Genomic DNA, 26,303 nt, shown 5'->3' with positions numbered 1-26,303 from the left:
GCTCACAGACCGGCCAGGCGAGCCTGGCCGCGGACGGAGAGCTCTTCACGCAGTCGGGCGCCCTCCTCGCGGGAGGCGCCGGGGATGACTGCGTCAGTGGCGGCGGCGGCGGTCTTGAGCTGCACGGTGCACAGACCGTAGCGGCGCATCAGTGGACCCGCTTCGATGTCGACGTACTGCAGCCGCCCGTACGGCACGGCGACCACGCGCTGGAAGAGGATGCCGCGGCGGATCAGCAGGTCATCTTCGCGTTCGTGATAGCCGATCGACCGGATCCGTCGGGGGATCAGCCAGAGGTCGACGGCCGCCCAGACCAGCACCACGACGGAGACCACGATCTTGATCCAGAGCGGGATGCCGCTGAAGACGCCGATCGCGTCGAGCACGATCGGGGTCGCGACGATCGCCGCGGTGATCACCCAGCCGAGGATTCCGGTGATGAACTTCACGGTGATGTACCGCTCGTCCACTCGGGTCCAGGTGACACCTGTGGGATCAATGGGTTCCGCGGGCATAGCCCTCCTCCGGTAATGGTCCTGTATGGCGGTCGCGTTCCCTGCGGCGCTGTTCACCCGGAGGATTCTCGTCCGGCGGAATCCTGCAGAGCAGCTCGACCACGAATCCAATGATCACCCAGATCACGCCCCCCGTGATCATCAGTAGGGATGAGTTCACGTTCGGCGCGGTCAGCGCCGCGGCGGGCACCAGGTCACCGAGGATACCCGCATGCCAGCCCGCGATCAGCGCCCCGGCGTACGCCCCCGCCTGCCCGGCGGTGACGACCCGGACGGCGTGGAGCGGGTGCAGGCTGCGCTCGATGCGTCGGCCCTTCGCCGCGGCCGCGGCGATCCGACGCTGGTCGCGCCAGACCAGCAGCCCCAGGGTGAGCACGATCAGCGCGATCCCGAGCAGGGTCACCAGCGAGGTGCGGGGCAGCACCGGGGAGCCCATCCCCTGGCCGGACATGTAGACCGTGGTGAGGAAACCTCCGAGAGCGGCTAGGGCGGAGATGATCAGCAGCCGCAGGGCGGAGAGTCGGTTCATCTGAGGCTCTCCAGCGGTTCCACGGTGCTGGCATCGGCGGCGTGCCGGGTCAGGTCTGCCACGGGGGTTCCGTCCAGCTGCGCCTGCGGGTCCATCCAGGTCCAGGGGACCAGCACGAATCCGCGCGTGCCGGCGCGCGGATGCGGCACCTGCAGCGCCAGCGAGGAGATCCGGTCCCGGCCGTAGGTGATGATGTCGATGTCCAGGGTGCGCGGGCCCCAGCGGACCTCGCCGTTCTCTGTGCCGCGGACCCGGTGGTGGTCCTGCTCGATCTGCTGGGTCCGCGCGAGCAGGGCGTGGGGGCTCAGCGTGGTGGCGATCTCGATGACCTGGTTGTGGAAGTCCGGCTGCTCGGCCGGGCCTCCGACGGGGCGGGTCTTCGCCACCGGGGACTGTCTGAGCACCCGGACCTGCTCGGCCCGGTCGAGTGCGGCGACCGCCGAGGCCAGCGTCACCTCGGATTCGCCGAGGTTCGACCCCAGGGCCAGCACCGAGGTGACCTCGGCGGCGGGGGCCGCATCCGGATCCGCCGCGGGGTGCTGCGCGGGATCTTGCTCCGGATCTTGAGCCGCAGCGATGTCTGTGGGGTCGATGTCTGTGCGGTCGACGTCTGTGCGGTCCCGGCGGGCTGTGACCGAGACGTCTTGGAAGGTCTGGGTGAGCGGGGCCTGCGGCTTGTGCACAGTGACCTCTGCCGCGGCGAGGCGCTCATCGGTGCGCAGGATCTCGCGAGCCAGGTGATCGGCGAGGGCTTCGATCAGGTCGAAGGGCTCCCCGATGATGGCGGCGTGGATCGTCTCGGCGATCTCCACGTAGGAGACGGTGTCGGCCAGGTCATCGCTGCGGCCGGCCGCTGAGAAGTCCAGGGTCAGCGCCGCATCGACCCGGAAGATCTGGCCTTCGCGCTTCTCGAAGTCGAAGACTCCGTGGTGGCCGGTGGCCGTGAGTCCGGTGAGCCGGATGGTGTCACGGGCGCTGCCTCTGCTCGACATTCCTCTAGCTTCTCAGCTTGGAGATCACTTGCACAGCATCGCGGCTTGACTGCACGTCGTGGACGCGGACTCCCCAGACCCCGGCCTGGGCCGCCAGTGCCGAGAGCACCGCGGTGGCGGCGTCCCGTGCGGTCCCTGAGGTGACCGGGGCGAGGAATCCCTTGCGCGAGGCGCCGAAGAGCACTCGGTGTCCGAGCCGGACGAAGCTCTCCAGGCCGCGGACCAGCTCCCAGTTCTGCTCGTGGGTCTTGGAGAACCCGATTCCAGGATCCAGGATGAGCTGGTCGCGGCGGGCGCCGGCGTCGAGGTAGCGGTCTCGGATGGCGAGCAGCTCGGTCGTCACGTCCTCGAGCAGCGAGTCGTAGTCAGTCAGCGATCCCATGGTCTGGGCGTCCCCGCGATTGTGCGTGATCACGATCTGCGCCCCGGACTCGGCGATCAGCTCCGGCATGGACGGGTCGGTGAGCGCCCCGGAGACGTCGTTGATGGTCAGCGTCCGCGGATCGACCCCGGTGCGGTCGGCACACTTGAGCGCCGCCAGGGCGGTCGCCGCACGGCGGGTGTCCACCGAGACGGTGATCCCGCAGCCCAGCAGCTCCTCGAGCACGGGCAGGATCCGTCGCTGCTCCTCGGCCACCGGGGTGGGCTCGGCTCCGGGTCGGGTGGACTCCCCGCCGACGTCGATCAGGTCTGCCCCGGCCTGGGTCATGCGCAGCGCCTCGGTGACCGCGGCTGCCACGTCGGGGGTGCCCGCGCCGTCGTCGAACCGGCCGCCATCGGAGAAGGAGTCCGGGGTGAGGTTCAGAATCCCCATGATGGAAGTGCTCATCTGGCTCTCCGATTCAGTTTGGCTGGCTGGGACGGCGGCTGGGTTCTGGCAGGGGCGGGCGGTCAAGGTGGGCGAGCTGCGGTGTCGGGCTAGTGGGTCCTGCCATGGAGCATCAGGCTCATCGCCTCGGCGCGGGTGGCGGCGTCGCGGAGCTGGCCGCGCACCGCGGAGGTGATGGTCCGCGCGCCGGGTTTGGATACCCCGCGCATGGACATGCATAGGTGCTCCGCCTCAACGACGACCATCGCCCCGCCCGGCGCCAGGTGCTCCACGAGGGCGTCGACCACCTGGGTGGTGAGCTGCTCCTGAACCTGCGGGCGCTTGGCGAAGATGTCCACGAGTCGGGCGAGCTTGCTCAATCCCGTGACCTTGCCCTCCGGGGAGGGGATGTAGCCGATGTGGGCGTGGCCGAAGAAGGGCACCAGGTGGTGCTCGCACATGGAGTAGAAGGGGACGTCGCGGACCAGCACGAGCTCCTCGTGACCGATGTCGAAGGTGGTGGACATCAGCTCAGCCGGGTCCTCGCGCAGACCCTGGAAGGCCTCCTCGTAGGCCCTGGCGACCCGTGCGGGGGTGCCCTTGAGGCCGTCGCGCTCAGGATCCTCGCCGACGGCGAGCAGGATCTCACGCACCGCCGCCTCGATCCGTGGGAGATCCACGGAGCCCTCGAGCGGGGCGGGCGCGTCGAACCCGGCGGGACGCTCAGGCATCGTGGTTCTCGCCGCCGTACTGGTATTCGGGGTCTCGCTCGTCCTCCGGCACGACTTCAGAGGTGATGGTCACCGGACGGCCTGGGGAGGATTCCCAGACCTGGCGCACCGGACGCTTGATCACGTCGTGGAAGATCGCGGCGACCTCTTTGGCGTTGAGCGTCTCCACGCGCAGAAGCTCCTCGGCCAGGCGGTCCAGCACGTGCCGGTTCTCGTGCAGCGCGTGATAGGCCTCGTCGTGGGCTTCGTCGATGATCGCGCGGACCTCGGCGTCGATCACGGCGGCGAGGTCCTCGGAGTACTCCTTGCCCTGGGACATCTCGCGTCCCAGGAAGGGGCTGGTGTCTCCGGAGCCGAGCTTCACGGAGCCGACCCGGGCGCTCATGCCGTATTCGGTGACCATCCGGCGGGCGGTCTCGGTGGCCTTCTGGATGTCGTTCGCGGCACCGGTGGAGGGGTCCTGGAAGACGATCTCCTCGGCCACCCGGCCGCCCATGGCGTAGGCGATGGTGTCCAGCAGCTCGTTGCGGGTGGTGGAGTACTTGTCCTCCTCGGGCACGACCATGGTGTAGCCCAGGGCGCGTCCGCGGGGAAGGATGGTGATCTTGGTGACCGGCGCGGAGTAGTTCAGCGCGGCCGCGACCAGGGCGTGTCCGCCCTCGTGGTAGGCGGTGACGCGACGTTCGTGGTCCTTCATCATCCGGGTCCGCTTCTGCGGTCCGGCCATGACCCGGTCGATGGCCTCGTCGATCGCGCGGTCATCGATCAGGTCGGCGTTGGAGCGCGCGGTGAGCAGTGCCGCCTCGTTGAGCACGTTGGCGAGGTCCGCGCCGGTGTAGCCCGGGGTCTTGCGGGCCACGGCCTTGAGGTCGACGTCGTCGACCATCGGCTTGCCCTTGGCGTGGACCTCGAGGATCGCGCGGCGCCCGGCGAAGTCGGGGGCCTCCACCGGGATCTGGCGGTCGAAGCGTCCGGGGCGCAGCAGCGCCGGATCCAGCACGTCGGGACGGTTGGTCGCGGCGATGACGATGATGTTGGTGTTGGCGTCGAAGCCGTCCATCTCCACCAGGAGCTGATTCAGCGTCTGTTCGCGCTCGTCGTTGCCGCCGCCCACGCCGGCGCCGCGCTGGCGGCCCACGGCGTCGATCTCGTCGACGAAGATGATCGCCGGGGCGTTCTCCTTGGCCTGCTTGAAGAGGTCACGCACGCGCGAGGCGCCGACGCCGACGAACATCTCCACGAAGTCCGAGCCGGAGATCGAGTAGAAGGCTCCCCCGGCCTCACCTGCCACGGCCTTGGCGAGCAGGGTCTTGCCGGTGCCGGGAGCGCCGTAGAGCAGCACACCCTTGGGGATCTTCGCACCGAGGCGCTGGAACTTCTCGGGCTCGGAGAGGAACTCCTTGATCTCGTGGAGCTCCTCCACGGCCTCTTCGGCGCCGGCCACGTCGCCGAAGGCGACCTGGGGCATGTCCTTGTCGAACATCTTGGCCTTGGACTTGCCGAACTGCATCACCCGGGAGTTGCCGCCGGACATGCGGGTCAGCAGCCAGATGAACAGCAGCGCGATGATCAGGAAGGGGATCATGAAGCCGAGCATGGAGAGCAGCCAGTTCGACTGCTCCGGCTCGTCGGTGTAGCCGTCGAGGTCGGCGTCGGCGATCGCCTCGACCACGGTCTCGGCGCGAGCGGTGGAGTAGAAGAAATGGACGACGTCGCCGACTTCCTCTCCGTCCTGCTCATATGGAGAGCTCAGGTTCAGGTCCACGCGCTGGTCGCCGTCCTCCACCGAGGCCTCGACGACCTCGCCGTCGGCGAGGAGCTCCATGCCGACGTTGGTGTCCACCCGCTGGCCGTTGGCCGAGGAGGAGAACATCAGTGGCACGACAAGCAGCAGCAGCACCACTGCCAGAACGATCCAGAACAGTGGTCCGGTGAAGATCTTCTTGAAGTTCATGCAGCTCCGTCAGACGCAGATGTGCCTGGCATTGCTCGACTGCCAGGGCCTCTAAAGGTACTCGGGCTCCACGTCACACGGGTAACCTGTCCGGCGACGTTCGCCGCCAGCTCACTGGTAGACGTGCGGAGCGAGGATCCCGACACAGTCGAGGTTGCGGTACTTCTCGGCGAAGTCCAGGCCGTAGCCGACGACGAACTTGTTCGGGATGTCCATGCCGACGTACTTCACGTCGATGTCGACCTTCACGGCGTCGGGCTTGCGGAAGAGGGTGCAGATCTCCAGCGACGCCGGCCCGCGAGACTCCAGGTTCGTCTTGAGCCAGGAGAGCGTCAGCCCGGAGTCGATGATGTCCTCGACGATGAGCACGTGGCGGTTCATCAGGTCCGCATCGAGGTCCTTGAGGATGCGCACCACCCCGGAGGACTTGGTGCCGGATCCGTAGGAGGACACCGCCATCCAGTCCATCGTCACGTGGGAGCGCAGCGCCCGGGCCAGATCGGCCATGACCATGACCGCGCCCTTGAGGACTCCGACCAGCAGCACGTCCTTGTCTGCATAGTCCCGGTCGATGACCGCAGCCAATTCCTTGATCTTCGCGTCGATCTCTTCCTTGGTGTAGAGCACCTCGGTGAGATCTGCACTGACATCCTGAGCGTCCATGGGTGGTGTCCAGCTCCTTGTAGGTGAGTCTCGCGTTCCTCAGTCCAGCCGTGGAACGATGACAAGTTTCGCATAGTCCGGGCTCCCCCGCGTCCCGCGGTGCGCGAGAACCCCGCCCTCGAGCTCGATCGGGCCCGCCGATCCTGTCTTCGTGAGGAGCTTCTCCACCGCTGTGAGCCGCTCGAAGGAGGGGTTGGACCCTCCGGCGGCGACGACGGCCAGCGCGATCACCCGGCGACGGATCGCCGGCGGCGCCTCGAGCAGCGCCTGCAGCTCCATCCGCAGCTCTCCCTGCGGCCCGGGATCCTCGAGCAGCCGAGCGAACCGGGCCTTCGCCTGCTCCTCCAGATAGGCCGCGTCCTCGGCGGCGATCTGCGCGGTGCGCGCCAGCGACTCCCGGATGGACCCGTTGAGCTGGGCCTCGAGGTAGGGCAGGATCTCGGTGCGGACCCGGGAGCGCAGGAAGCGCGAGTCGGCGTTGGCCGGGTCCTGCCAGGGCTGCAGCTGCGCATGGGCGCAGATCTCTTCGGTGTCTGCCCGAGTGAGGCCGAGCAGCGGTCTCCGGAACGGTCCGCGCACGGCCGGGATGCCTGCCAGGGTGCGGGTGCCGGAGCCGCGGGCCAGGCCGAGCAGGACCTGTTCGGCCTGGTCGTCGCGGGTGTGGGCCAGCAGCATCCGGGTGGCGCCGGTCTGCGCCAGCGCCTGCGCGAAGGCGCGGTAGCGGGCCGTCCGGGCGGCCGCCTCTGGGCCCTCCCCCGAGTCCGGGTCCACGGCTGCCGTCACCGAGATCACCGGAGCCAGTCCCAGCCGCGTGAGCTGGGCCAGCGCGGTCGCGGTGACCTGCTCACTCTCCGGGTGGAGCTGATGGTCGACGACGACGGCGCCCACCTGGGCCGCGTCCTGCGCGCGGTGGAAGGCTGCGGCGGTTGCCAGGGCGAGGGAGTCGGCTCCCCCGGAGCACGCCACCAGGGTCAGGCCCTCGGGGTCCAGTGCGGCTTCCACCGCGCGTCGAGCGCGGTTGACCGAGTCGGGGAAGCGGGGGCTCACGCCAGTCCCATGCGCTCGATCCATTCCTGCGGGTGGTGGAGCTCGTGCTCGGTGGGCAGGTGCTCGGGCGACTCCCAGATGATGTTGAAGGAGTCCATCCCGATGGTGTCCACGATGTGACCGACGAACTTCTGTCCGTCCCGGTACTGGGCGGCCTTCACGTCGAGCTGGAGCAGCTTGCGGATGAACTTCTCCAGCGGGGTGCGGGTCTTTCCGCGGGCCTCGAAGCGCCGCCGGATGGTCTTCACGGAGGGCACGATCGAGGCGTCGACGCTGTCCATGATGACGTTGGCGTGACCCTCGAGGAGGCTCATCACAGCGGTGAGGTGGGACATCGTCTCGCGGTCCTGCGGGGTCTGGATGACCTCGACCAGCCCGCGGCCGGCCCGCATCTGCTCGATCACCTCGCCGAGCCGGTCCCCCAGCCCGGAGGCCATGCCCATGGTGGAGGAGCTCAGTTCGGTGATCTTGGACTTGAGGTGATCCGCGAGCCAGGGAGCGGCGGCGAACTGCACCCGGTGGGTCTGCTCATGCAGGCATACCCAGAGTCGGAAGTCCTCGGGCACCACGTTGAGCTCGGTGGTGATCTCCACGATGTTCGGGGCGACCAGGATCAGCCGGTTCTGGGTGAAGGGGTCGAACTGGCCGAGCACGTTGGCGGAGAGGAACGCCAGCACCGCGCCGAGCTCGGCGCCGGCGAAGGAGGATCCGAAGACCTGCGCGTTGGAGCCCTCCTTCCCGAGTTCGGGCTTCTGCTCCAGGGCGATCTTCAGTGCCGGTCCCAGCAGCTCACGGAAGCTCTCCACATTGGCCTTGGACCAGGTGGCGCGGTCCACGACGAGGGTCTCGGCGGGGTCGGTGCCGAGATTCCGGGCCGCCTCGAGGCCGGTGATGCGGTGCACGTGGTCCACGGCCTCGGCGGCGGCGCCGCGCAGCGCGGCCACCTCGTGGCTGACCTGGGCTGCGCTGAACCGGGGTCCTGCCGGGGCGACTCGTGCCGCCGTCGTGCTGGCGAGCTCCCAGTTGATCATCAGGTCGCTGGCTCGGGCGGTGGAGATGCTGTTCATCGTTCCATCACATCACAACAACCTCGACGTCAGCGCCGTGCCCCGGTCCGGCAGCCGAGCTCAGCCTCAGCCCATCACCCGGCCGGTGATCTGGTCCAGCAGCTTGTCACTGAGCATCCGGCGGCCGAAGAGTCCGGTCCAGGCCAGGTGTCCCAGCGCGTAGCGGGTCCTGGGACGGGGAGAGCCCGCTGCCCGCTCGATCACCCGGGCGATGACCTCAGGTCCGGAGGCGCGGCGCTGCACGCCGTCGGGGTTCAGGATGCCTCGGGCCAGGCGCTCGACGCGGTGGGAGTAGTGTCCATTGCCTGAGGCGGAGCGGGCCGCGAGGAGCGCATTGGCGCCCCATTCCGTCTTGATCGCACCGGGCTGGACCACGACCACGCGGATCCCGAAGGGTGCCACCTCCTGGCGCAGCGAGTCGCTGAAGCCCTCCAGCGCGAACTTCGTCGCGTGATACCAGCCGCCCATGGGTCCGGCCACCCGTCCCGCGACCGAGGAGACGTTGATGATGGTGCCGGTCCCGTGGGAGCGCATCATCGGCAGGCTCAGCTGCACCAGGCGGGCCAGGCCGAAGAGATTGACCTCGAACTGCCGACGCGCCTCCTCCAGCGGGACATCCTCCACCGCTCCGAAGGCGCCGTAGCCGGCGTTGTTGACCAGCACGTCGAGCCGACCGGTGTCTTCGTGGATCTGTTCGACGGCGGCGGTCAGCGAGCCCTCGTCGAGCAGGTCCAGCACCAGCGGGACGACGCCGTCCACGCGCAGCTCCTCGAGGCGTTCAGCACGGCGCGCGGCCCCGTAGACGAGGTATCCGGCGGCGGCGAGCCGGCGGGCCGTCGCGGCACCGATGCCGGAGGAGGCTCCGGTGACCAGCGCGACGGGCTGTGAGGAGGTCATGCAGTGGGCCTTTGCGTGGTCGGGGGCGTGGTCCGCGAGCGCCCTGACGACGCAGAAGACGGCGGGCACACATCGAGTGGGCGTTTTGAGGGGGAATCACCGGCCAGAACGGCCGAATAATCCCTCGAATCGCCCACTCGATGAGAAATCGGGCTGGCTCAGCCCTTGAAGCGCTCGATGGAACGGGTCAGCTCGGCCTCAGCCTCTGCGCGGCCGGCCCAGCCCTCGATCTTGACCCACTTGCCGGGCTCGAGGTCCTTATAACGGGTGAAGAAGTGCTCGATCTCCTGGCGCGTCCACTGATCCACATCTTCGAGCTCCTGGATGTGGTCGAAGCGCTTGTCCTTGGGCACGCAGAGCAGCTTGGCGTCACCGCCGCCGTCGTCGGTCATGTTCAGCACGCCCACCGGGCGGGACTCCACGACGACGCCGGGGACCAGGTCCACGCCTGGGATCCAGACCATCGCGTCGAGCGGATCACCGTCTTCCCCGAGGGTGTCGTCGAAGTACCCGTAGTGGGTGGGGTACTGCATGGGGGTGAAGAGCACGCGGTCGAGACGGAGACGGTGGGTCTCATGGTCGATCTCGTACTTCACGCGGGAGCCTTCTGGGATTTCGACGGTGACGTCGTGAGTCAGGGCCACGGATTCTCCTAGTGTTGAGCGTCAAGAGCACTGCTGTGCGACCGCACGGAACGCCGGTGAAGGCTTCCCGCGCGGCCGCGTCCACGCCCAAGCGTACACATTGCGCCCGGTCAACGGTCTTGGCCGCCCACGGTCACCGGTTCCCGAGACGGCGGGGAAGCTCCACCTCGGTGCCGAGCTGGTCTCCCAGCGTCCTGGCCCCGGCGCGGACGCGGGCGGTGACCGAGCGGGTGCTGTGTCCACGTTCGGGGAAGATCCGGTTGATCTGCAGCACCTCGCCCACGCGTTGGAGATCCACCCGACCCACCATCTCGGTGCCGCAGAGCACGGCCATCACATAGTGGCCGTAGAGCCGCTTCTCCCTGGGAACGTAGGCCTCGAAGGTGTAGTCGAAGTCGTAGATCCGCCGGGCCCGTCCGCGGTCGCGCAGCAACGGGTCGAAGGGGCCGATGAGCCGCGACTGGGCGGCCGGAGCGGTGCCCGGCCCGGGCGGGCCTCCAGCAGCGGCGGCGGTCTCTGCTGAGGAGTCGGCCGCGGTGTCAGCGACGGCGGGCGCCTGATCCAGCAGCTCCGGGTCGCAGTAGGCGAGGTCCTTCCACCCCTGGACCCGCAGCGGGACCAGTCCGGCGAGCTCGATCCCTCTGGCGGCGTCGGGGGTGGAGAGATGGTAGTGGTGGGCGAAGTCGGCCACGGTCATCACCGCGAGGGTGCCGGCGGCGCGGCGCGCGAGGTCGGCGCGCAGCTGGTCCGGCGGGAGGTGAGCCGCTTCCAGGACCGCCGGCGGCAGGGCACGCTCGGGGAGGTCGAAGAGCCGGATGATCCCGTTGCGCGCAGTGATCACCAGCTCCCCGGTACGGACCATCAGCTCCGCGGCATGCTTGATCTCCGACCAGTTCCATCCGGTGGTGCGTGCAGCCCCCATCGCGGCCTCGATGGCACCGATCTGAGCGCCGTTCTCCGCCGCGGCGACCACCTCGCGGATCTGGGCGCGCATCTTGGGATCCAGGCGCAGCGCATAGGTCTCGCGGACCCGTTCGCGGCTCAGCTGCAGCAGCGGCCAGTCCTCGATCGGGAACACGCAGGCCACCTTCGTGAAGGCCTCGAAGGAGACCGGCGCCCCATGCAGCGGGGCCCCCGCGGGCCAGAGCGAGGAGTCGACGTCCTCTGCCCGGGCGCTGCGCGGCAGCCGGGTCAGGGTGGTGAGCCGCTGGGCGGTGGAGACCCTGGTCAGCGGGTCCAGCTGGATCAGCCCGATCCCGCGCAGCACCTCCGCCGCGCTGGCATAGTGTCCGGGGCCGGCCGGAGCAGGGATGTGCTGGGCAGCTGTGACGACGGCGCGGACCCAGTCGGTGCTCACGCACACCGCGGGCGTCAGTGTCCTCGCGGCCGTCGTCTCCGGCGGGGAGCTCGGGACGGGTTCAGTCATGGCCGTAGAAGCTCTTCAGCGCGTCGTTGCCGGTGACCTGGATCTGCCAGCGCGGGCGGAGCAGGTCGTTCTTCGGCAGCCGGAACATGTGCTCCCATTCGGGCTTCTCGCCGTGGGCGTCGGGGACTCGCCGGGTGCCGGAGGTGAAGTACCCCAGGGTCTCGGAGACCCGTCGGGACCGTTCGTTCCAGGTGTAGGCACCGGACTCGGCGTACTCGGCGCCGAAATGGTCGAAGGCCCAGAGCAGCATCGCCGCCCGGGCCTCGGTGCCCACTCCCTCCCCCTGTCGATCCGCACGCAGCCAGCTGCCGGAGCTGATCGTGCGCAGCACCGTCCAGTCCTGGGCATAGCAGTCCTGCATCCCGATCAGCGTGCCGGACTCCTCGGCGGCGCCACCGCGCGCGTCGTCGGCCACCTTGAGGAAGACCCCCAACGCCAGGTGCCAATGATCCGGGCCGATCGCCGAGCGGGTGGACCAGAGGAAGGGCAGGGATCCCTTGACCAGATCCTCCGGCCCCTTCTCATTCCAGGGGTGACGGAACGGGTTCCTGCTGGTGTGTGTGACCCCTGATGCGGCGGCCGCCGCGTAGGCGGGGAAGTCGGCCTCGCGCACCACCCGCATCACAAGTCGGGGGGATTCGATGAACAGCCCGAAGGGCGGCCAGAGCTCCTCCAAGGTCCGTGCGGGGGTCACCGAGTGATCGCTGGGCTGTGGCATCACCCGATCCTAGCTCCGCGGCGCAGCCACGCAGTGTCCCTGCTCACACATAGGCGCGTACTATGTCTGGCATCACATCAATCGCACCGTAACCGGCGCCTGCCCTTTTGCAGGCGCCCCTCAATGAGGAGGACAGATGGACGGGGTCAACTCTCTGGTCATCGCCGTGATCGGCATCGCCATGATGCTCGGCGGCTATTTCCTGTATTCGCGCTTCCTCGCGAAGAAGGTCTACAAGCTCAACGCGGAGTTCAAGACTCCGGCACACCAGTTCAACGACGGCGTGGACTACGTCCCCACCAACCGTTACGTGCTCTGGGGTCACCACTTCACCTCAGTGGCCGGCGCCGCACCCATCGTGGGCCCCGCCGTCGCCGTGATCTGGGGCTGGCTCCCGGCATTCCTCTGGGTCACCATCGGCACCGTGTTCATCGCAGGCATGCACGACCTGGGGGCACTCTGGGCCTCGCAGCGCAACCGGGGGCAGTCCATCGGCACACTCTCGGGCCGCTACATCAGCGCCCGCGGTCGCAACCTGTTCCTGGTCGTGGTCTTCCTGCTGCTGCTCATGGTGGTCGCCGCATTCGCCGTGGTGATCTCGAACCTGCTGGTCGCCCAGCCAGGTGCGGTCATCCCGACCTGGGGCGCCCTGATCGTCGCCCTGGGAGTGGGCCAGGCGATCTACCGGTTCCGCTGGAACCTGCTGGTGGTGACCGCAGTAGGAGTCATCGCACTCTATGGACTGATCATCATCGGCAACTCCTACCCCATCGAGCTGCCGGAGAGCACCTTCGGCCTGGCGCCCAACGGCGTCTGGATCATCGTGCTCTTCCTCTACGCCGGCATCGCCTCGCTGCTGCCGGTGTGGGTGCTGCTGCAGCCGCGTGACTACATCAACGGCGTGCAGCTGTTCATCGGCTTGGGCATCCTCTACGGCGCCACCATGTTCGCCACCCCGACCATCGTGGCTCCGGCGATCAACACGAACCTGCCCGAGGGCACTCCCTCGATGGTTCCGCTGCTCTTCGTCACCATCGCCTGTGGCGCGATCTCCGGCTTCCACGGCACCGTGGCCAGCGGCACCACCTCGAAGCAGCTCGACCGTGAGACCGACGCCCGCTTCGTCGGATACTTCGGCGCCGTCGGTGAGGGACTGTTGGCGCTGGGCGCGATCATCGCGACCACCGCAGGCTTCCAGACGCTGACCCAGTGGGAAGAGGTCTACGCCACCTTCAACGACAACCCGGTCGGGAACTTCGTCGAAGGCGGCGGCGCGATCGTCAACGCCGGCCTCGGCATCCCGGTGGACCTCTCGGCCACCATCCTGGCGACCATGGCGGTGCTCTTCGCCGCGACCACCATGGACACCGGGGTGCGTCTGATGCGCTTCGTGGTCCAGGAGATCGGCGAACTCGCCAAGGTCCGGATCGGCGTCATCGCCGCCACGGTCATCGTGATCCTCGTCGGCGGAGGCCTGACCTTCTCCCAGGGCGCCGACGGCTCCGGCGGCATGCTGATCTGGCCGCTCTTCGGCACGACCAACCAGCTGCTGGCCTCACTCACCATGGGCATCATCGTGGTGATGCTGATGCGCAAGAAGCGCCCGTTCCTGCCGGTGCTGATCCCGATGGCGTTCGTGCTCGTGATGAGCTCCTGGGCCGCAGTGGTCCAGGTCTTCAGCTTCTTCAACGAGGGCGAGTGGCTGCTGTTCTCCATCAACGTCGTCATCATCTTCGCCGCGGTCTGGGTCCTGGCGGAGTGCATCATGTCCATGAAGCGGGCATGGCGCGGAGAGAAGGAGCCTGAGGACGACGTCGCGCTCACCGCAGACGAGAAGCTGCCCCTGCGCTGAGCTGATGTCCTAGAACCCCACCCTCATCGAGTGGGCGATCTGAGTGATTCTCCGGGCCGGAATGCCCGCTGGATTCCCTCAGATCGCCCACTCGATCTGTTGATGGCTCTCAACGTCGCCCGGGGAGCTACTCCAGCGCGATCTTCAACGCGAGCCCGCAGTTCAGCGCTGGAGACCCGAGGCGTCAGTCCTGGGTCAGGAGACTCCGCAGGACCGGGACCAGGCCGTCGTCCTCCACCGGAGCGGTGAGCTCGTCGGCGACGTCGATGACCTCCCGGGGAGCCTGCCCCATGGCCACGCCACGAGCGGCCCAGCCGAGCATCTCGATGTCATTGCGCCCATCGCCGACCGCGACGGTGTCCTCGGCGGGCACCTTCAGCCGTTCACGCAGCGTCTCGAGGGAGGAGCCTTTGGTGACGCCGGCGGCAGCGATGTCCAGCCAGGCCGACCAACCCACCGAGTAGGTCACCCCATGCAGGCCGATGCTCTGCACGGCGATGGCAAACTCCTCGGCCGTGGACTCGGTGGAATTGACGACCAGTCGGACGGCTTCGGCCTCCTTCATCTCCTGGAAGCTCACACCGCGGGCATCGAGGCCGAAGGACATGTCCTCGAAGCGCTCGGTGGAGAGGAAGTCCCCGACCGAGGTCTCGATGGCGTAGCGCGCGTTCGGCAACCGGTCCACCAGCGCCTCCAGCGCGGGGGCCGGATCAAACACCCGCCGATCCAGAACCTCGTATCCCTCTTCCAGGGACACGTCGATGCGCACGGTCACCCCGCCGTTGCTGCACACCGCGTAGCCGTGTTCGATGCCGAAAGTCTCGATCACCGGCAACGTCGCCGGCAACGAACGCCCGGTCGAGACCACGACGGTGTGGCCGTCGGCGACCAGGGCGCGACCGGCCTCCTTCACGGCGTCGGACATCCGGCCGTCGTGGAAGACGATCGTGCCGTCGACGTCAAGGCAGACCATCTTCTTCCCCGGCGTATGGGAGAAGCTGCCACCGGCGCCCGCGGCAGGGATCGAGAATTCTTCAGAAGCTGTCATTGCGGAGATATTCACTGTCATCACACTCGCTTGAAAGGGGTAACCGGCCATTATGCCTTATGAGCCAGTCTTGCACCCTCACCACCGCTGGTTGGGCTCGAATAGGCCGAACTGTCGCGTTTTAGGTACTGTTGCCACACATGTAACTTTGCGTTTCACTGCCCCGACCCACCTGGTCCTCAGCCGGATCGAGGCAGCGGCAGGGAAACGCGGAGCATTGCGACGCTTCGTAGGGGGCACCACTGATGAACGCGACGAACTCGGTCTCCATCACCGGAGGCGGCTACACGGCAGAGGTCAGCCTTCTGGGCGGCCAGCTGCTGACCCTCACGCACCATGAGGACGAGCTCATCGTGCCCGCGGCGAAGACCGAAGGCGCCTTCGCAGGGGCCGTTCTGGCCCCGTGGCCCAACCGGACCCAGGGCGGCAGCTACACCTACGCAGGCACGGAGCACGTGCTCCCGATCAACGAGGAGGGCACTGGTGCAGCGCTGCACGGGCTGCTTACCGACCTGCCGCTGCACGTGGTCTCCGAGAAGGAGTCCGAGGTGCGGCTGGCCGGCTGGATGGAGAGCTCAGAGGGCTACCCCTTCGGCCTCGACATCGCGCTGACCTACCGGGTCTCCGCCGACGTCGGCCTCGCCGCGACCCTGATGGCCCGCTACCGCCCCGAGGAGCTCGAGAAGGACGACGTCCTGGAGACCGGCGCGCCGACGACGGAGCAGGACGACGCCGCCCAGCAGGACCAGGATGACGTCGCGCAGCCCGGCATCGAGGAGACCGAGAGCGGAAGCCCGGCCGACGCCGCTGACAACGACACCACCGAAGACGCAGACACTGCCGAAGACACTGACACTGGCGCTGATGAGACAGCGGATGACGAGACGGCGGGCGAAGACGCCGCCGATGGTGGATCGCTCCACGATGACGCCGCCGGTGAAGCCGCTGACGACGCAGAGCTTGATCTGGCCGTCTCCGCCAGCGAGGACCGGGAGACGGCCTCTGCTGAGTTCACTCTCGCCGACGACGAAGGCCATGACGCAGACGTCGCAGACACCGAGGTCGCGGAAACTGAGGTCGCGGACACTGAGGTGGCACCCGCCTCGGCCCCACAGACCGCGCCGTTCGGCGCCGGCTTCCACCCCTACCTCACCGTGGGTGGGGCGTCGCTGACGGAATGCCGACTGCGGCTTCCTGCACGCACCGTGCTCCACACCGAGGCCGACGGGGCCGTGACCGGCCGCGAGACGGTCTCCCAGGACTTCGATCTCACCAAAGGTCCGCTGCTGGCCGGGCGCAGCTTCGATCACGCGTTCACCGACCTTCCCGAGGAGGGATGGACCGCGGAGCTGATCCACGGCCCTTCCGGGTTCGTGGTGCGCATGATCGCCGACTCCCCCTGGGTCCAGATCTACACCGGTGAGCGGATCGATCGCGCCGGCATCGCCGTGGAACCGATGACCTGCCCGCCCGACGCGCTCAACAGCGGCGAGGACCTGATCCACCTGGTTCCTGGGGCATGGTTCCGCACCGGCTTCAGCATCGAAGCCATCCGGCCGGACTGAGCACCCTCAGCCGCGGCGGCTCACGCGCTGGATCTGCGGCGCGCAGCAGCCAGAGCTGCGGCGCCACTCAGGCGCGCGGAGCCGCGGCGCCGCCCGTGGCCGGGCTCACCCGGGCTGCGGGACCCACTGCAGCGGCGCGTCCACCACGCAGCGCATCGCGCGCAGCGCCCCACCGGTGGCCGCGGGTGCCGCCTGGCTCGAGGCCGTGCGCACCCGGAACGTGCTCCACTGGGCGGAGAGCACCCGGGAGTTGAGCTCCTTCTCGATGCGCGGACGCAGCATGTCCGCGAGCGGGCCGTAGACCCCGCCCAGCACGATGTCATGGACGTCGAGCAGGTTCATCGCACCGGCCAACGCCACGCCCAGCGCCCATCCGGCGCGGTCGATCGCCTCGCAGGCGGTCCGGCCGGCGTCGTCGTCGCGCTGACTGAGCTCCACCAGGTCCTGGGCGGTGGCGCTGCGCTCCATCCCGGCGGCCGCAAGCAGCGACCGCTTTCCGGCGTAGGTCTCCAGGCAGCCCAGTGCCCCGCAGCCGCACTGCGGCCCCTCGGGCTCCACCGAGATGTGACCGATCTCCCCTGCCCAGCCGTGCTGCCCGACATCGACCACTGATTCGATGACCACGGCGGCGCCGATGCCCATCTGCGCGGAGACGTAGAGGAAGGTCTGCTCCTCTTGATCTTTCGCGGCGAGCTCCTGCGCGACCGCGAGCGCGGCCAGCTTGGCCTCGTTCGCGGCATGGATGAATCCACCGAAAGCATCACGGTGCTCCCCGACCAGCAGCGGGACGGCGTCCACGCCGCGCCAGCCGAGGTTCGGCGCGAGCACGAGTGAGTGCTCATCGGCGCCGATCAGGCCCGGCAGCGCCAGGACCGTGCCGACCACGCGCGCGCCACGAGCAGTTGCCTGCTGGGCCACGCGCAGCGCCATCGCGCCGGCCCGGGGCAGCACCTCGGAAGGATCCGAGCCGCGGAAGTCTCCGTCGATGATCTCCTCGGCCAGGGTCTCTCCGGTGAGGTCCAGCGCCCGGGCGGCCATGAAGTCCACGCTGATCTCCACGCCGAGCCCGGCGAGGGTCGCGCGCGCCGGGTGAAGCGGAACCGCGGGCCGACCGCGGGATCCTCCGCCGACGGCTGGAGAGCCCTCTCGGATGATCCCGGCCGCGAGCAGATCATCGACCAGGCGCGAGACCGTGGAGCGGGTCATGCCGGTGCGCATCGCCAGGTCGGCGCGGGAGAGCGGCTCCACGGCGGAGAAGATCTCCTCGGTCAGCAGCAGCAGGTTCGACTCGCGCAGGGTCTCTTGGCGGGCGCCGGGACGGGAGGACTGGTCGCTCACGCCGCCCTCGCCGCGGGGGGAGCGGGAGAAGTCGCCGTGGTCGTCTCCGGAGCTGCGGCCCAGCCGGGCCAACGAGCCGCGAGAGGTCACGCCGAACGCGGTGTTCAGCCTCAGTCCTGCAGTCCTGCGGGTAGTGTCTTGGGTCACGGACTTGATCTTAGCCCCAATACGATTTAGGTTACATCTAGAAACAAAATGAGTGCCGGGTCACAGCCTTCCCGGTGCACCCGGAACAATCCTTGCAGGAGGCCCCCATGGCATCGACGCCAGCATCTGACTACAAGCTCTCCTTCGGTCTGTGGACCGTCGGATGGACCGCGCAGGACCAGTTCGGTTCGGCCTCCCGTCCCGAGTTCGAGCCGTGGGAGTACCTGCCGAAGCTGAAGGAGGCCGGCGCGTCCGGCGTCACCTTCCACGACGACGACGTCGCGCCCTTCGGCACCGACGACGCCGCGCGGGAGAAGTACTTCACCCGCTTCAAGGAGGTCGCGGACGAGGTCGGCCTGAAGGTCGAGATGGTCACCACCAACACCTTCTCCCACCCGGTCTTCAAAGACGGCGGGCTCACCTCCAACGACCGCTCCGTGCGCCGCTTCGGCCTACGGAAGCTGTTGCGCAACGTCGACCGCGCCGCCGAGTTCGGCGCCGAGACCTTCGTGATGTGGGGCGGCCGCGAGGGCGCCGAGTACGACGGCTCCAAGGACCTCTTCGCCGCTCACGAGCGCTATGCCGAGGGCGTCGACACCATCGCCAGCTACATCAAGGACAAGGGCTATGACCTGCGCATCGCGCTGGAGCCCAAGCCCAACGAGCCCCGCGGCGACATCTTCCTGCCGACCATCGGCCACGCGCTGGGCTTCATCGCCAAGCTCGAGCACGGCGACATCGTCGGACTGAACCCGGAGACCGGCCACGAGCAGATGGCTGGGCTGAACTTCACCCACGGCATCGCACAGGCCCTGTGGGCGGGCAAGCTCTTCCACATCGACCTCAACGGTCAGCGCTCGATCAAGTACGACCAGGACCTGGTCTTCGGCCACGGCGAACTGGCCTCGGCCTTCTTCACCATCGACCTGCTGGTCAACGGCTTCCCCGGTGGCGGCCCGAACTATGACGGCTGGATGCACTTCGACTACAAGCCCTCCCGCACCGATTACGTGCAGGGCATCTGGGACTCGGCGAAGGCCAACGTCGAGATGGTCACCATGCTCGCGGACAAGTCCAAGGCCTTCCGCGCCGACCCAGAGGTCCAGGCGGCGCTCAAGGCCTCCGGCGTCTACGAGCTCGGCGAGTCCACCCTGGCCGCAGGCGAGTCGCTCAGCGACTTCCTCGCCGACACCTCCACCTACGAGGACTTCGACGTGGACAAGGCGGCCGAGCGCGAATACGGCTTCGTCAACCTCAACCAGCTGGCCATGAAGCACCTGATCGGCTGACCCTCACGTTCTGCCGAGCCTCGGTCGAACAGCTTCAGCCTCACCATGTGGCCGGTCGCACCAGGAAACTGGGGCGGCCGGCCACCGCTGTGAGACCCTCGCAACACATCCCCGCCATCCCCGCCAGCTCCGCCCGCCGGTTTCCACGGCCGACCCTTCAGGGGCGGCCCAGCCCGGGCGTGACGAAAGGACACTGCATGCCCACTCTGGTCGCAGGAATCGATTCCTCCACACAGTCCTGCAAGGTCGTCATCCGTGACGCGCACACCGGGGAGCTGGTGCGCACCGGCTCCGCGAAGCACCCCGAGGGCACCGAGGTCGCCCCGGCAGCCTGGTGGGACGCCCTCCTGGAGGCCATCACGGCCGCAGGCGGGCTCGACGACGTCTCCGCGGCCTCGATCGGCGGCCAGCAGCACGGGATGGTCGCGCTCGACGCTCAGGGCGAGGTGATCCGTGACGCGCTGCTCTGGAACGACACCCGTTCTGCCGATGCCGCCGCCGCACTAATCGACGAATACGGCGGCGGGGCGGACGGTGCCGCGGCCTGGACCGCGATGACCGGTTCGGTCCCGGTGGCCTCGTTGACCGTGACCAAGCTGCGCTGGCTCGCCGATGCCGAGCCGGAGAACGCCGGCCGCGTGGCGGCCGTCGCACTCCCCCACGACTGGCTGACCTGGAAGCTCTCGGGTTCCACCGAGCTCGACGAGCTGGCCACGGATCGCTCCGACGCCTCAGGCACCGGCTACTTCGACACCGCCGCCGGCACCTACCGCTACGACCTGCTGGCCCGCGCCCTGCGGATCACCGAGGACGCCGCCCGCGGCATCATCCTGCCGCGGGTCTGCGGACCGGCCGAACAGGTGGGCCGCGGGGACGATTCCCGCGGCTGGGGGCATCTGCTGCTGGGACCCGGCGCCGGCGACAACGCCGCTGCCGCGCTGGGCCTGGGGATGAGCACCGGCGACGTCGCGATCTCCATCGGCACCTCCGGCGTGGTCTCTGCGGTCTCGCCCAAGCCGATCCAGGATCCTTCAGGGATGGTCACCGGCTTCGCCGACGCGACCGGCGAGTTCCTGCCGCTGGCAGTGACCCTCAACGGCTCCCGCGTGCTCGACGGCGCCGCGAAGATGCTCGGGGTGGATCACGCCGGCCTGGCTGAGCTCGCCCTGGCGGCGCAGCCCGGCGCCAACGGCCTGACCCTGGTCCCCTACCTCGAGGGCGAGCGCACACCGAACCTGCCCTACGCCACCGGATCCTTCATCGGGCTCACCCTGGCCTCGATGAACCCACAGGACGTGGCCCGCGCGGCCGTGGAGGGGCTGCTCTGCGGCCTGGCCGACGGCCTGGAGGCGATGACCTCCCAGGGAGTGCCGGTGGAGTCGATCACGCTGATCGGCGGCGCCGCCCGCTCCGCCGCCGTCCAGCAGATCGCTCCCGCGATCCTGGGCCGCGAGGTCAGCGTCCCGGCGCCGGGCGAGTATGTGGCCGACGGTGCCGCCCGCCAGGCCGCCTGGGTGCTCTCCGGGGAGGCCGCACCGCCCGCGTGGTCCACGGTGCAGACCCAGACGATCACCGGCGCCCCGACCCCGGAGGTGCGCCAGGCCTATGCCGCCCGCCGGGGACTCATCGCCGAGAAGCACTGATCCTCGGCTGAGCAGGGGCGCTGCGCAGCGCCCCTGCTCAGCCGCTCTGTTCAACAGCGCTGCTCAGCGGTCTGTTCAACTGCTCTGGCCTGGAACCCGGACCCGTGGCACACTGTCTGTGATCCGGCCCGGCCAAGGCCGGCGTCATGCCGGTCATCGCCGCCGCGCACCTTGCCGCGGCATCCACGTCGCCGTGCTGACGGCGCGCTGAGCAGGAAGGACCCGCATGGCAGCCCAGCAGCGCCAGGTGACCCTGACCGAGGTGGCGCGGGCGGCCGGCGTCTCCACCGCGACCGCCTCGCGTGCGATCAACGGCAGCTCACGCCGGGTCAACGAGGACATCGCCGTGCGGGTGAAGCGCATCGCGGAGGAGCTGGGCTACCTGCCGAATCTCTCCGCGCAGACGGTGGCCAAGGGCGCCTCCCCCACTGTGGCCGTGCTGCTCAGTGACATCGCCGATCCCTACTTCAGCGCGATCGCCGCGGGCATCATGTCGGGCGCCAGCGAGGCCGCGCTGATGGTCACGATGGCGGCCTCGGAGCGCAGCCCCGCGCGCGAGCTGCAGATGCTGCGCACCTTCCGCAGCCAGCGACCCCAGGCGATCATCGTCGCGGGCTCGCGGGACGAGGAGAACACCCACGCACAGGAGTTCACCGACCAGCTGCGCACCTACGCCGAGACCGGCGGGCGCGTCGTCGTCATCTCGCAGGGCCCCTCGCCCTTCGACCTGGTGGACATCCAGAACCACGACGGGGCCCGGAAGCTCGCGCACGCGCTGGTCGATCGCGGCGGCCGGCACTTCGGGGTGGTCTCCGGCCGGGTGACCCTGCAGACCAACGCCGATCGGATCAACGGCTTCCGCGCCGGCCTCGCCGAGCGCGGCCTGACCCTGACCGATGACGCGATCGTGGAGACCGAGTTCACCCGCGACGGCGGCTACGTGGGCATGCACGAGCTGCTCGCCCGACACAAGGACCTCGGCGCCCCGCTGGACACGGCCTTCGCCACCTCCGACATGATGGCCTTCGGTGCCGCCACCGCCATCCGGGACCATGGACTCAGCGTCGGCGCGGACATCTCGCTGGCGGGCTTCGACGACGTCGGGCTGACCGAGGATGTGAACCCCGCCATGACCTCGGTGAGGATCCCGCTGCATGAGCTGGGTCGCAGCGCGGTGCGGATGGCGCTGGGGTCCGGCCGCGAGCCGGTGCGCCTGCCGATCCAGACCCAGGTAATCCTGCGCGCAAGCACTCCGCAGCGGTGATCCTGCGGCGCTGATCGTTCGGCAGCTCAGGCCACGGCAGACCCTCGGGCGACGGTGGACGGCCCGCGCGGCCTTGCCTCAAGCGCGCGCACGCCCTCCCCGCGAGCCCTCCTGCGTCCATCTATCCGGCTGGACGCTGCCGCCCCACGGCGCCTCTCATGGCGCCTCCCACGATGCCGCTGGGGACTTTAGTAGCCCGATGTGATCTAAACCACAGAATTCCCTTGACTTAAGGTGTGCGACGCAACTAAGTTCTAGGAAACCGCTTACCTTGTGACCTGGATCACGAACGATCTTCTCGCCGCAGGTAGCTGAATCACTCTGAGGGGAGCTGCATGAGCGCCATCGGTGTCACCGAGGGAAGCAGCCAGCCGGGGCTGCGCGAAGCCGGGGTCGTGCCCGAGTTCAAAGAGCCTGAGACGAAGCCGCAGAAGAAGCGCCGCGCGAACCGCAAGGGCTATGCCGGGACCAACAACACCAACACCTGGAAGCATGCGCTGAAGACGGACTGGCGGCTGTACACGCTGCTGATCCTGCCGGTGCTGTTCCTGCTGATCTTCAGGTACCTGCCCATGGCCGGCAACGTGATCGCGTTCCGCCGGTTCCGTCCCGGATCTTCGATCTTCGGTGACGAGTGGGTCGGGATGCACTACATCGAGATGTTCATCCAGGACCCCACCTTCTGGAGGGTCTTCTGGAACACGATCATCCTCGGAACGCTGACCCTGGCCATCTGCTTCCCGCTGCCGATCGTGCTCGCACTGATGTTCAATGAGCTGCGCAGCAACAAGTTCAAGCGGATCGCCCAGTCCATCTCCTACCTGCCGCACTTCATGTCGATCGTGATCGTCGCCGGCATGGTCCTGCAGCTGACCAGCGTCAACGGAACGATCAACCAGGTCATCAGCTCCTTCGGCGGGGAGACCACGCCGTTCATGCAGATCCCCGACTGGTTCCGCACGGTCTACGTCACCTCCGAGGTCTGGCAGACCGTGGGCTGGGGAACCATCCTCTACCTCGCGGCCCTGACCACCATCGACCCGCAGCTCTACGAAGCGGCCCGGATCGACGGCGCCAACCGGTGGAAGCAGATGTGGCACGTGACCATCCCGGGCATCACCCCGACCATGATCGTGCTGCTGATCCTCAACGTGGGCACCTTCATGGCAGTGGGCTTCGAGAAGGTCCTGCTGCTCTACAACCCGCTGATCTATGAGACAGCCGACATCATCGCGACCTACGTCTACCGCGTCGGCATCACCTCGTCGAACTTCTCCTACGCGGCGGCCATCGGCCTCTTCGAGGCGCTCATCGGCCTGGTCCTGATCCTGTCCGCCAACGGCATCGCCCGCAAGCTCGGAGGTAACTCGCTGTGGTGACCATCCCCGCCGAACCCGGCACCCAGGTCAAGAAGGATCCGCGCCTCGGGTCCCGCCCGACTCAGACCATCAAGATCAAGGACTCGAAGTCCTACTCCGCGTTCCGGGTCTTCAACGGCATCGCGATCGTCGTGATCTGCCTGGTGACGCTGTACCCGTTCATGAACATCATCGCCCAGTCGTTCTCCTCGGAGGGCTACATCAACGCCGGCCAGGTCAACCTGATCCCACGCGGCTTCAACGTCACCACCTTCGAAGTGGTGATGAGCGACTCGATGTTCTGGCGCAACTACGCCAACACCGTGATCTACACCGTGGTGGCCACCGCCATCGCGATGGTGCTGACCACCTGCTTCGCCTATGCGCTGAGCAAGCGGCACCTCAAGGGGCGCAGCTTCTTCATCGGGCTGGCCGTCTTCACGATGTTCTTCAACGGTGGCCTGATCCCGAACTACGTGCTGATCAACGCCATGGGCTTCACCAACACGATCTGGGCGATCGTGCTGCCCAACGCGATCAGCGTGTTCAACCTGCTGGTGATGAAGGCGTTCTTCGAGAACTTCTCCCAGGAGCTGGAGGAGGCCGCCGAGATCGACGGGCTCACCACCTACGGCATCCTGTGGCGGATCGTGATCCCACTCTCGAAGGCCGTCATGGCCACCATGATCCTCTTCTACGCAGTGAGCTTCTGGAACGCCTGGTTCCAAGCCTTTCTCTACCTGGACCGGCGCGAGCTCTACCCCGTGACGGTCTACCTCCGGAACCTGCTCGCCGGGGCGACCGGCACCGAGCAGATGGGCGGTGCTGCGGGTGAGGGCACCCAGATCGCGTCCAACGTGCAGTCGGTGACGATGCTGCTGACCACGCTGCCGATCATCTGCCTCTACCCGTTCCTGCAGAAGTACTTCGTCCGCGGCATCATGCTCGGCTCCGTCAAAGCCTGACCCCTTCCCGAGCCGTCCGGCCCCACCGGCGGCACCAGACCTCGCACCGGATCAATGATCGATCCGGTCAGGCATGAAAGGAACACTCGCACATGAACACTCCAGTCACCCGATCACCACAGGGACGACGTCGACGCATGCGGCACGCCTGGCCGGTCACCTCGGTGCTGGCCGCCTCGGCGCTGCTGCTGGCCTCCTGCGGCGGCGACGCAGAAGGTGAGGGCGATGCCGCCGCCGAGCTCGATATGGAGACCTCCGGAGTCGGAGCCATGGAGGACTTCGCCGCGGGCGACACCTTCGTCGCCACCGAGCCGGTGGAATTCTCGCTGCTCTACCGCGACCACCCTAACTACCCGATCCAGGAGGACTGGGAGTTCCTCAGCAAGTTGGAGGAGCACGGGGTGACCCTGGAGACCAGTAACGCCCCGCTCTCGGACTGGGCGGAGCGTCGCGCACTGGTCATCGGCGCGGGCGATGCTCCGGACTTCATCCCGATCACCTACCCAGGGGACGAGACCCAGTTCATCGCCGGCGGCGCGCTGCTGCCGGTGAGCGACTACCTGGACCTGATGCCGAATCTGACCGAGAAGATCGAGTCTTGGGAGCTGGAGGAGGACTTCGCCTCGCTCTACCAGGAGGATGGCAAGTTCTACGTGCTCCCGGGCCTGCTGGAGGATCCGCAGCACCAGTATTCCTTCGCGGTGCGTGGGGACATCTGGGACGAGTTGGGACTCGAGGATCCGGAGAGCTTCGAGGAGTTCGCCGATCAGCTGCGCCAGGTCAAGGAGGCCTACCCCGACATGGTCCCGTACTCCGACCGCTGGTCGGAGAACGGGCCCATCGAGGCGACGCTGAATGTGGCGGCTCCGAACTTCGGCACCAGCGCCGGATGGGGCTACGGCGACGGCATGCACTATGACGCCGAGGCCGATGAGTTCGTCTACGCCGGAGCGATGGATGAATATCGTGACCTGCTCGCCTACTTCGCCGGACTGGTGGACGAGGGATTGATGGACTCCGAGTCGCTGACCCAGGACGATGACCAGGCGATCCAGAAGTTCGCCTCCGGCGGCTCCGCGGTGATCGGCGCCAACGATCAGGAGCTGCTGACCTACCGGACCTCGATCGAGGAGGTCGGCGACGAGGACATGGAAGTGCGTCTGATCCGGGTGCCTGGTGGCCCCGCCGGCGACATGGTGGACGCCAGCCGGCTCGAGTCAGGCATGGCGCTGTCCTCCGACGTGGCCGAGGAGGAGGACTTCGTCGCGCTGATGCAGTTCCTGGACTGGCTCTACTACTCCGATGAGGGCATGGAGTTCGCGAAGTGGGGTGTGGAGGGCGAGACGTACTCCATGGGCGAGGACGGCACCCGCACGCTTGCGGAGAACATCGACATGAATGGGCTGAACCCTGACGGTGAGGAGCAGCTCAACGTCGACTACGGCTACCACAACGGCGTGTTCATGCTCGCCCACGGCTCGTCCACCGAGCTGGTCCAGTCCATGCTGCGCGACGAGGTCATCGAGTTCCGCGACTCCATGGAGAGCAAAGAACGACTCACCCCGGACCCGGCCCGTCCGCTGGATGAGCTCGAGCGCGAGACCGCGTCGATCAGCCAGACCCAGCTGACCGACCAGGTTCGCACCGCCACCGCCCAGTTCATCCTGGGCCAGCGCGACATCGAGGAATGGGACTCCTTCGTCTCCGAGCTGGAGGCATCCGGCATGGACCAGTTCGTGGACCTGCACAACGAGGCGTATCAGCGAGCCCAGGAGACCCTCGACGGCGAGGTCGTCGAGGACTGAGTCGCAAGACCCACCGCTGCGCCCCGGCCCTTCACGGG

At 68.0% G+C, this 26,303-nt stretch carries 23 protein-coding genes; 8 read left to right on the top strand and 15 right to left on the bottom strand.

Going from position 1 to position 26,303, the window contains the following annotated elements; translation table 11 throughout:
• Positions 1-2 precede the first annotated feature (2 nt).
• The 13 genes from ACHAA4_RS05280 to ACHAA4_RS05220 all read right to left on the bottom strand — a co-directional run bounded on the left by ACHAA4_RS05280 (position 3) and on the right by ACHAA4_RS05220 (position 11,991).
• Positions 3-515, bottom strand: coding sequence for a PH domain-containing protein (locus tag ACHAA4_RS05280; protein WP_435773145.1), 513 nt, complete (start codon positions 513-515; stop codon positions 3-5).
• Positions 496-1,044 (bottom strand): DUF3180 domain-containing protein, encoded by a 549-nt coding sequence (locus tag ACHAA4_RS05275; protein WP_435773144.1) that lies wholly within the window; start codon positions 1,042-1,044, stop codon positions 496-498. Before ACHAA4_RS05275 ends, ACHAA4_RS05280 begins: the two co-directional genes overlap by 20 nt.
• The gene (gene folK, locus ACHAA4_RS05270; protein WP_435773143.1) at positions 1,041-2,036 is read right to left on the bottom strand and encodes a 2-amino-4-hydroxy-6-hydroxymethyldihydropteridine diphosphokinase; all 996 of its coding nucleotides are present in this window, start codon (positions 2,034-2,036) and stop codon (positions 1,041-1,043) included. Before folK ends, ACHAA4_RS05275 begins: the two co-directional genes overlap by 4 nt.
• 4 nt (positions 2,037-2,040) lie before the next feature.
• Complete coding sequence (gene folP / locus ACHAA4_RS05265) at positions 2,041-2,865, bottom strand: dihydropteroate synthase (protein ID WP_435773142.1); 825 nt, start codon at positions 2,863-2,865, stop codon at positions 2,041-2,043.
• Positions 2,866-2,954: 89 nt separating this feature from the next.
• Complete coding sequence (gene folE, locus ACHAA4_RS05260; protein ID WP_435773141.1) at positions 2,955-3,575, bottom strand: GTP cyclohydrolase I FolE; 621 nt, start codon at positions 3,573-3,575, stop codon at positions 2,955-2,957.
• Entirely contained in the window at positions 3,568-5,529 is a 1,962-nt protein-coding gene (gene ftsH, locus ACHAA4_RS05255) for an ATP-dependent zinc metalloprotease FtsH (protein ID WP_435773140.1), read from the bottom strand. The genes folE and ftsH overlap by 8 nt, the downstream gene beginning before the upstream one ends.
• A gap of 111 nt (positions 5,530-5,640) precedes the next feature.
• Positions 5,641-6,192: a hypoxanthine phosphoribosyltransferase gene (hpt, locus tag ACHAA4_RS05250; protein ID WP_435773139.1), complete on the bottom strand. Its 552-nt coding sequence runs from the start codon at positions 6,190-6,192 to the stop codon at positions 5,641-5,643.
• A gap of 39 nt (positions 6,193-6,231) precedes the next feature.
• A complete protein-coding gene (gene tilS / locus ACHAA4_RS05245; RefSeq protein WP_435773138.1) occupies positions 6,232-7,239 on the bottom strand; it encodes a tRNA lysidine(34) synthetase TilS in 1,008 nt (335 codons plus the stop codon).
• Positions 7,236-8,306, bottom strand: coding sequence for a zinc-dependent metalloprotease (locus ACHAA4_RS05240; protein WP_435773137.1), 1,071 nt, complete (start codon positions 8,304-8,306; stop codon positions 7,236-7,238). The genes tilS and ACHAA4_RS05240 overlap by 4 nt, the downstream gene beginning before the upstream one ends.
• A 66-nt stretch (positions 8,307-8,372) precedes the next feature.
• Positions 8,373-9,203 (bottom strand): oxidoreductase, encoded by an 831-nt coding sequence (locus ACHAA4_RS05235; protein WP_435773136.1) that lies wholly within the window; start codon positions 9,201-9,203, stop codon positions 8,373-8,375.
• A 158-nt stretch (positions 9,204-9,361) separates the two neighbouring features.
• The gene (locus tag ACHAA4_RS05230) at positions 9,362-9,841 is read right to left on the bottom strand and encodes an inorganic diphosphatase (protein WP_106122356.1); all 480 of its coding nucleotides are present in this window, start codon (positions 9,839-9,841) and stop codon (positions 9,362-9,364) included.
• A 139-nt stretch (positions 9,842-9,980) separates the two neighbouring features.
• The gene (locus ACHAA4_RS05225; RefSeq protein WP_435773135.1) at positions 9,981-11,273 is read right to left on the bottom strand and encodes a DNA glycosylase AlkZ-like family protein; all 1,293 of its coding nucleotides are present in this window, start codon (positions 11,271-11,273) and stop codon (positions 9,981-9,983) included.
• Positions 11,266-11,991, bottom strand: coding sequence for a GNAT family N-acetyltransferase (locus ACHAA4_RS05220; RefSeq protein WP_435773134.1), 726 nt, complete (start codon positions 11,989-11,991; stop codon positions 11,266-11,268). Before ACHAA4_RS05220 ends, ACHAA4_RS05225 begins: the two co-directional genes overlap by 8 nt.
• A gap of 136 nt (positions 11,992-12,127) precedes the next feature.
• On the opposite strand from ACHAA4_RS05220, the gene ACHAA4_RS05215 reads away from it, so the two are divergent.
• The gene (locus ACHAA4_RS05215; RefSeq protein WP_435773133.1) at positions 12,128-13,843 is read left to right on the top strand and encodes a carbon starvation CstA family protein; all 1,716 of its coding nucleotides are present in this window, start codon (positions 12,128-12,130) and stop codon (positions 13,841-13,843) included.
• Between the two features lie 184 nt (positions 13,844-14,027).
• On the opposite strand, the gene ACHAA4_RS05210 is transcribed toward ACHAA4_RS05215, so the two are convergent.
• On the bottom strand, positions 14,028-14,816 hold the full coding sequence (locus ACHAA4_RS05210; protein ID WP_435773453.1) for an HAD family hydrolase: 789 nt from the start codon (positions 14,814-14,816) through the stop codon (positions 14,028-14,030).
• Between the two features lie 320 nt (positions 14,817-15,136).
• Here ACHAA4_RS05210 and ACHAA4_RS05205 point away from each other — a divergent pair, with 320 nt between their 5' ends.
• Positions 15,137-16,456, top strand: coding sequence for an aldose epimerase family protein (locus tag ACHAA4_RS05205; RefSeq protein WP_435773132.1), 1,320 nt, complete (start codon positions 15,137-15,139; stop codon positions 16,454-16,456).
• A gap of 105 nt (positions 16,457-16,561) precedes the next feature.
• Here ACHAA4_RS05205 and ACHAA4_RS05200 read toward each other — a convergent pair whose 3' ends face one another.
• Positions 16,562-17,941, bottom strand: coding sequence for an ROK family transcriptional regulator (locus ACHAA4_RS05200; RefSeq protein WP_435773131.1), 1,380 nt, complete (start codon positions 17,939-17,941; stop codon positions 16,562-16,564).
• A 107-nt stretch (positions 17,942-18,048) separates the two neighbouring features.
• Between ACHAA4_RS05200 and xylA the strand changes: the two genes are divergently transcribed.
• The 6 genes from xylA (at position 18,049) to ACHAA4_RS05170 (ending at position 26,265) form a co-directional block, all read left to right on the top strand.
• A complete protein-coding gene (gene xylA / locus ACHAA4_RS05195; protein ID WP_435773130.1) occupies positions 18,049-19,230 on the top strand; it encodes a xylose isomerase in 1,182 nt (393 codons plus the stop codon).
• A 197-nt stretch (positions 19,231-19,427) separates the two neighbouring features.
• Entirely contained in the window at positions 19,428-20,873 is a 1,446-nt protein-coding gene (gene xylB / locus ACHAA4_RS05190) for a xylulokinase (RefSeq protein WP_435773129.1), read from the top strand.
• A 226-nt stretch (positions 20,874-21,099) separates the two neighbouring features.
• Positions 21,100-22,137, top strand: coding sequence for a LacI family DNA-binding transcriptional regulator (locus ACHAA4_RS05185; RefSeq protein WP_435773128.1), 1,038 nt, complete (start codon positions 21,100-21,102; stop codon positions 22,135-22,137).
• Between the two features lie 335 nt (positions 22,138-22,472).
• Positions 22,473-23,516: an ABC transporter permease gene (locus ACHAA4_RS05180; protein WP_435773127.1), complete on the top strand. Its 1,044-nt coding sequence runs from the start codon at positions 22,473-22,475 to the stop codon at positions 23,514-23,516.
• A gap of 74 nt (positions 23,517-23,590) precedes the next feature.
• On the top strand, positions 23,591-24,460 hold the full coding sequence (locus tag ACHAA4_RS05175; protein WP_435773452.1) for a carbohydrate ABC transporter permease: 870 nt from the start codon (positions 23,591-23,593) through the stop codon (positions 24,458-24,460).
• Positions 24,461-24,552: 92 nt separating this feature from the next.
• Positions 24,553-26,265, top strand: coding sequence for an ABC transporter substrate-binding protein (locus tag ACHAA4_RS05170; RefSeq protein WP_435773126.1), 1,713 nt, complete (start codon positions 24,553-24,555; stop codon positions 26,263-26,265).
• Positions 26,266-26,303: the final 38 nt, after the last annotated feature.

It is taken from the genome of Nesterenkonia maliinae (assembly GCF_051262655.1).
Lineage (GTDB): Bacteria > Actinomycetota > Actinomycetes > Actinomycetales > Micrococcaceae > Nesterenkonia.
Note: the sequence above shows the minus strand (reverse complement) of the source record. Positions and strands in the feature narration are given on the sequence as shown.

What these genes read in the sequence shown, in the direction of transcription:
- ACHAA4_RS05225 (WP_435773135.1), bottom strand. Translation starts at nt 11,273, where the DNA reads ATGACTGAACCCGTCCCGAGCTCCCCGCCGGAGACGACGGCCGCGAGG.
- ACHAA4_RS05205 (WP_435773132.1), top strand. Translation starts at nt 15,137, where the DNA reads ATGAACGCGACGAACTCGGTCTCCATCACCGGAGGCGGCTACACGGCA.
- ACHAA4_RS05180 (WP_435773127.1), top strand. Translation starts at nt 22,473, where the DNA reads ATGAGCGCCATCGGTGTCACCGAGGGAAGCAGCCAGCCGGGGCTGCGC.
- ACHAA4_RS05185 (WP_435773128.1), top strand. Translation starts at nt 21,100, where the DNA reads ATGGCAGCCCAGCAGCGCCAGGTGACCCTGACCGAGGTGGCGCGGGCG.
- ftsH (WP_435773140.1), bottom strand. Translation starts at nt 5,529, where the DNA reads ATGAACTTCAAGAAGATCTTCACCGGACCACTGTTCTGGATCGTTCTG.
- folK (WP_435773143.1), bottom strand. Translation starts at nt 2,036, where the DNA reads ATGTCGAGCAGAGGCAGCGCCCGTGACACCATCCGGCTCACCGGACTC.
- folP (WP_435773142.1), bottom strand. Translation starts at nt 2,865, where the DNA reads ATGAGCACTTCCATCATGGGGATTCTGAACCTCACCCCGGACTCCTTC.
- ACHAA4_RS05275 (WP_435773144.1), bottom strand. Translation starts at nt 1,044, where the DNA reads ATGAACCGACTCTCCGCCCTGCGGCTGCTGATCATCTCCGCCCTAGCC.
- ACHAA4_RS05220 (WP_435773134.1), bottom strand. Translation starts at nt 11,991, where the DNA reads ATGCCACAGCCCAGCGATCACTCGGTGACCCCCGCACGGACCTTGGAG.
- ACHAA4_RS05280 (WP_435773145.1), bottom strand. Translation starts at nt 515, where the DNA reads ATGCCCGCGGAACCCATTGATCCCACAGGTGTCACCTGGACCCGAGTG.
- ACHAA4_RS05210 (WP_435773453.1), bottom strand. Translation starts at nt 14,816, where the DNA reads ATGGTCTGCCTTGACGTCGACGGCACGATCGTCTTCCACGACGGCCGG.
- folE (WP_435773141.1), bottom strand. Translation starts at nt 3,575, where the DNA reads ATGCCTGAGCGTCCCGCCGGGTTCGACGCGCCCGCCCCGCTCGAGGGC.
- xylB (WP_435773129.1), top strand. Translation starts at nt 19,428, where the DNA reads ATGCCCACTCTGGTCGCAGGAATCGATTCCTCCACACAGTCCTGCAAG.
- ACHAA4_RS05170 (WP_435773126.1), top strand. Translation starts at nt 24,553, where the DNA reads ATGAACACTCCAGTCACCCGATCACCACAGGGACGACGTCGACGCATG.
- hpt (WP_435773139.1), bottom strand. Translation starts at nt 6,192, where the DNA reads ATGGACGCTCAGGATGTCAGTGCAGATCTCACCGAGGTGCTCTACACC.
- ACHAA4_RS05240 (WP_435773137.1), bottom strand. Translation starts at nt 8,306, where the DNA reads ATGAACAGCATCTCCACCGCCCGAGCCAGCGACCTGATGATCAACTGG.
- ACHAA4_RS05235 (WP_435773136.1), bottom strand. Translation starts at nt 9,203, where the DNA reads ATGACCTCCTCACAGCCCGTCGCGCTGGTCACCGGAGCCTCCTCCGGC.
- xylA (WP_435773130.1), top strand. Translation starts at nt 18,049, where the DNA reads ATGGCATCGACGCCAGCATCTGACTACAAGCTCTCCTTCGGTCTGTGG.
- ACHAA4_RS05215 (WP_435773133.1), top strand. Translation starts at nt 12,128, where the DNA reads ATGGACGGGGTCAACTCTCTGGTCATCGCCGTGATCGGCATCGCCATG.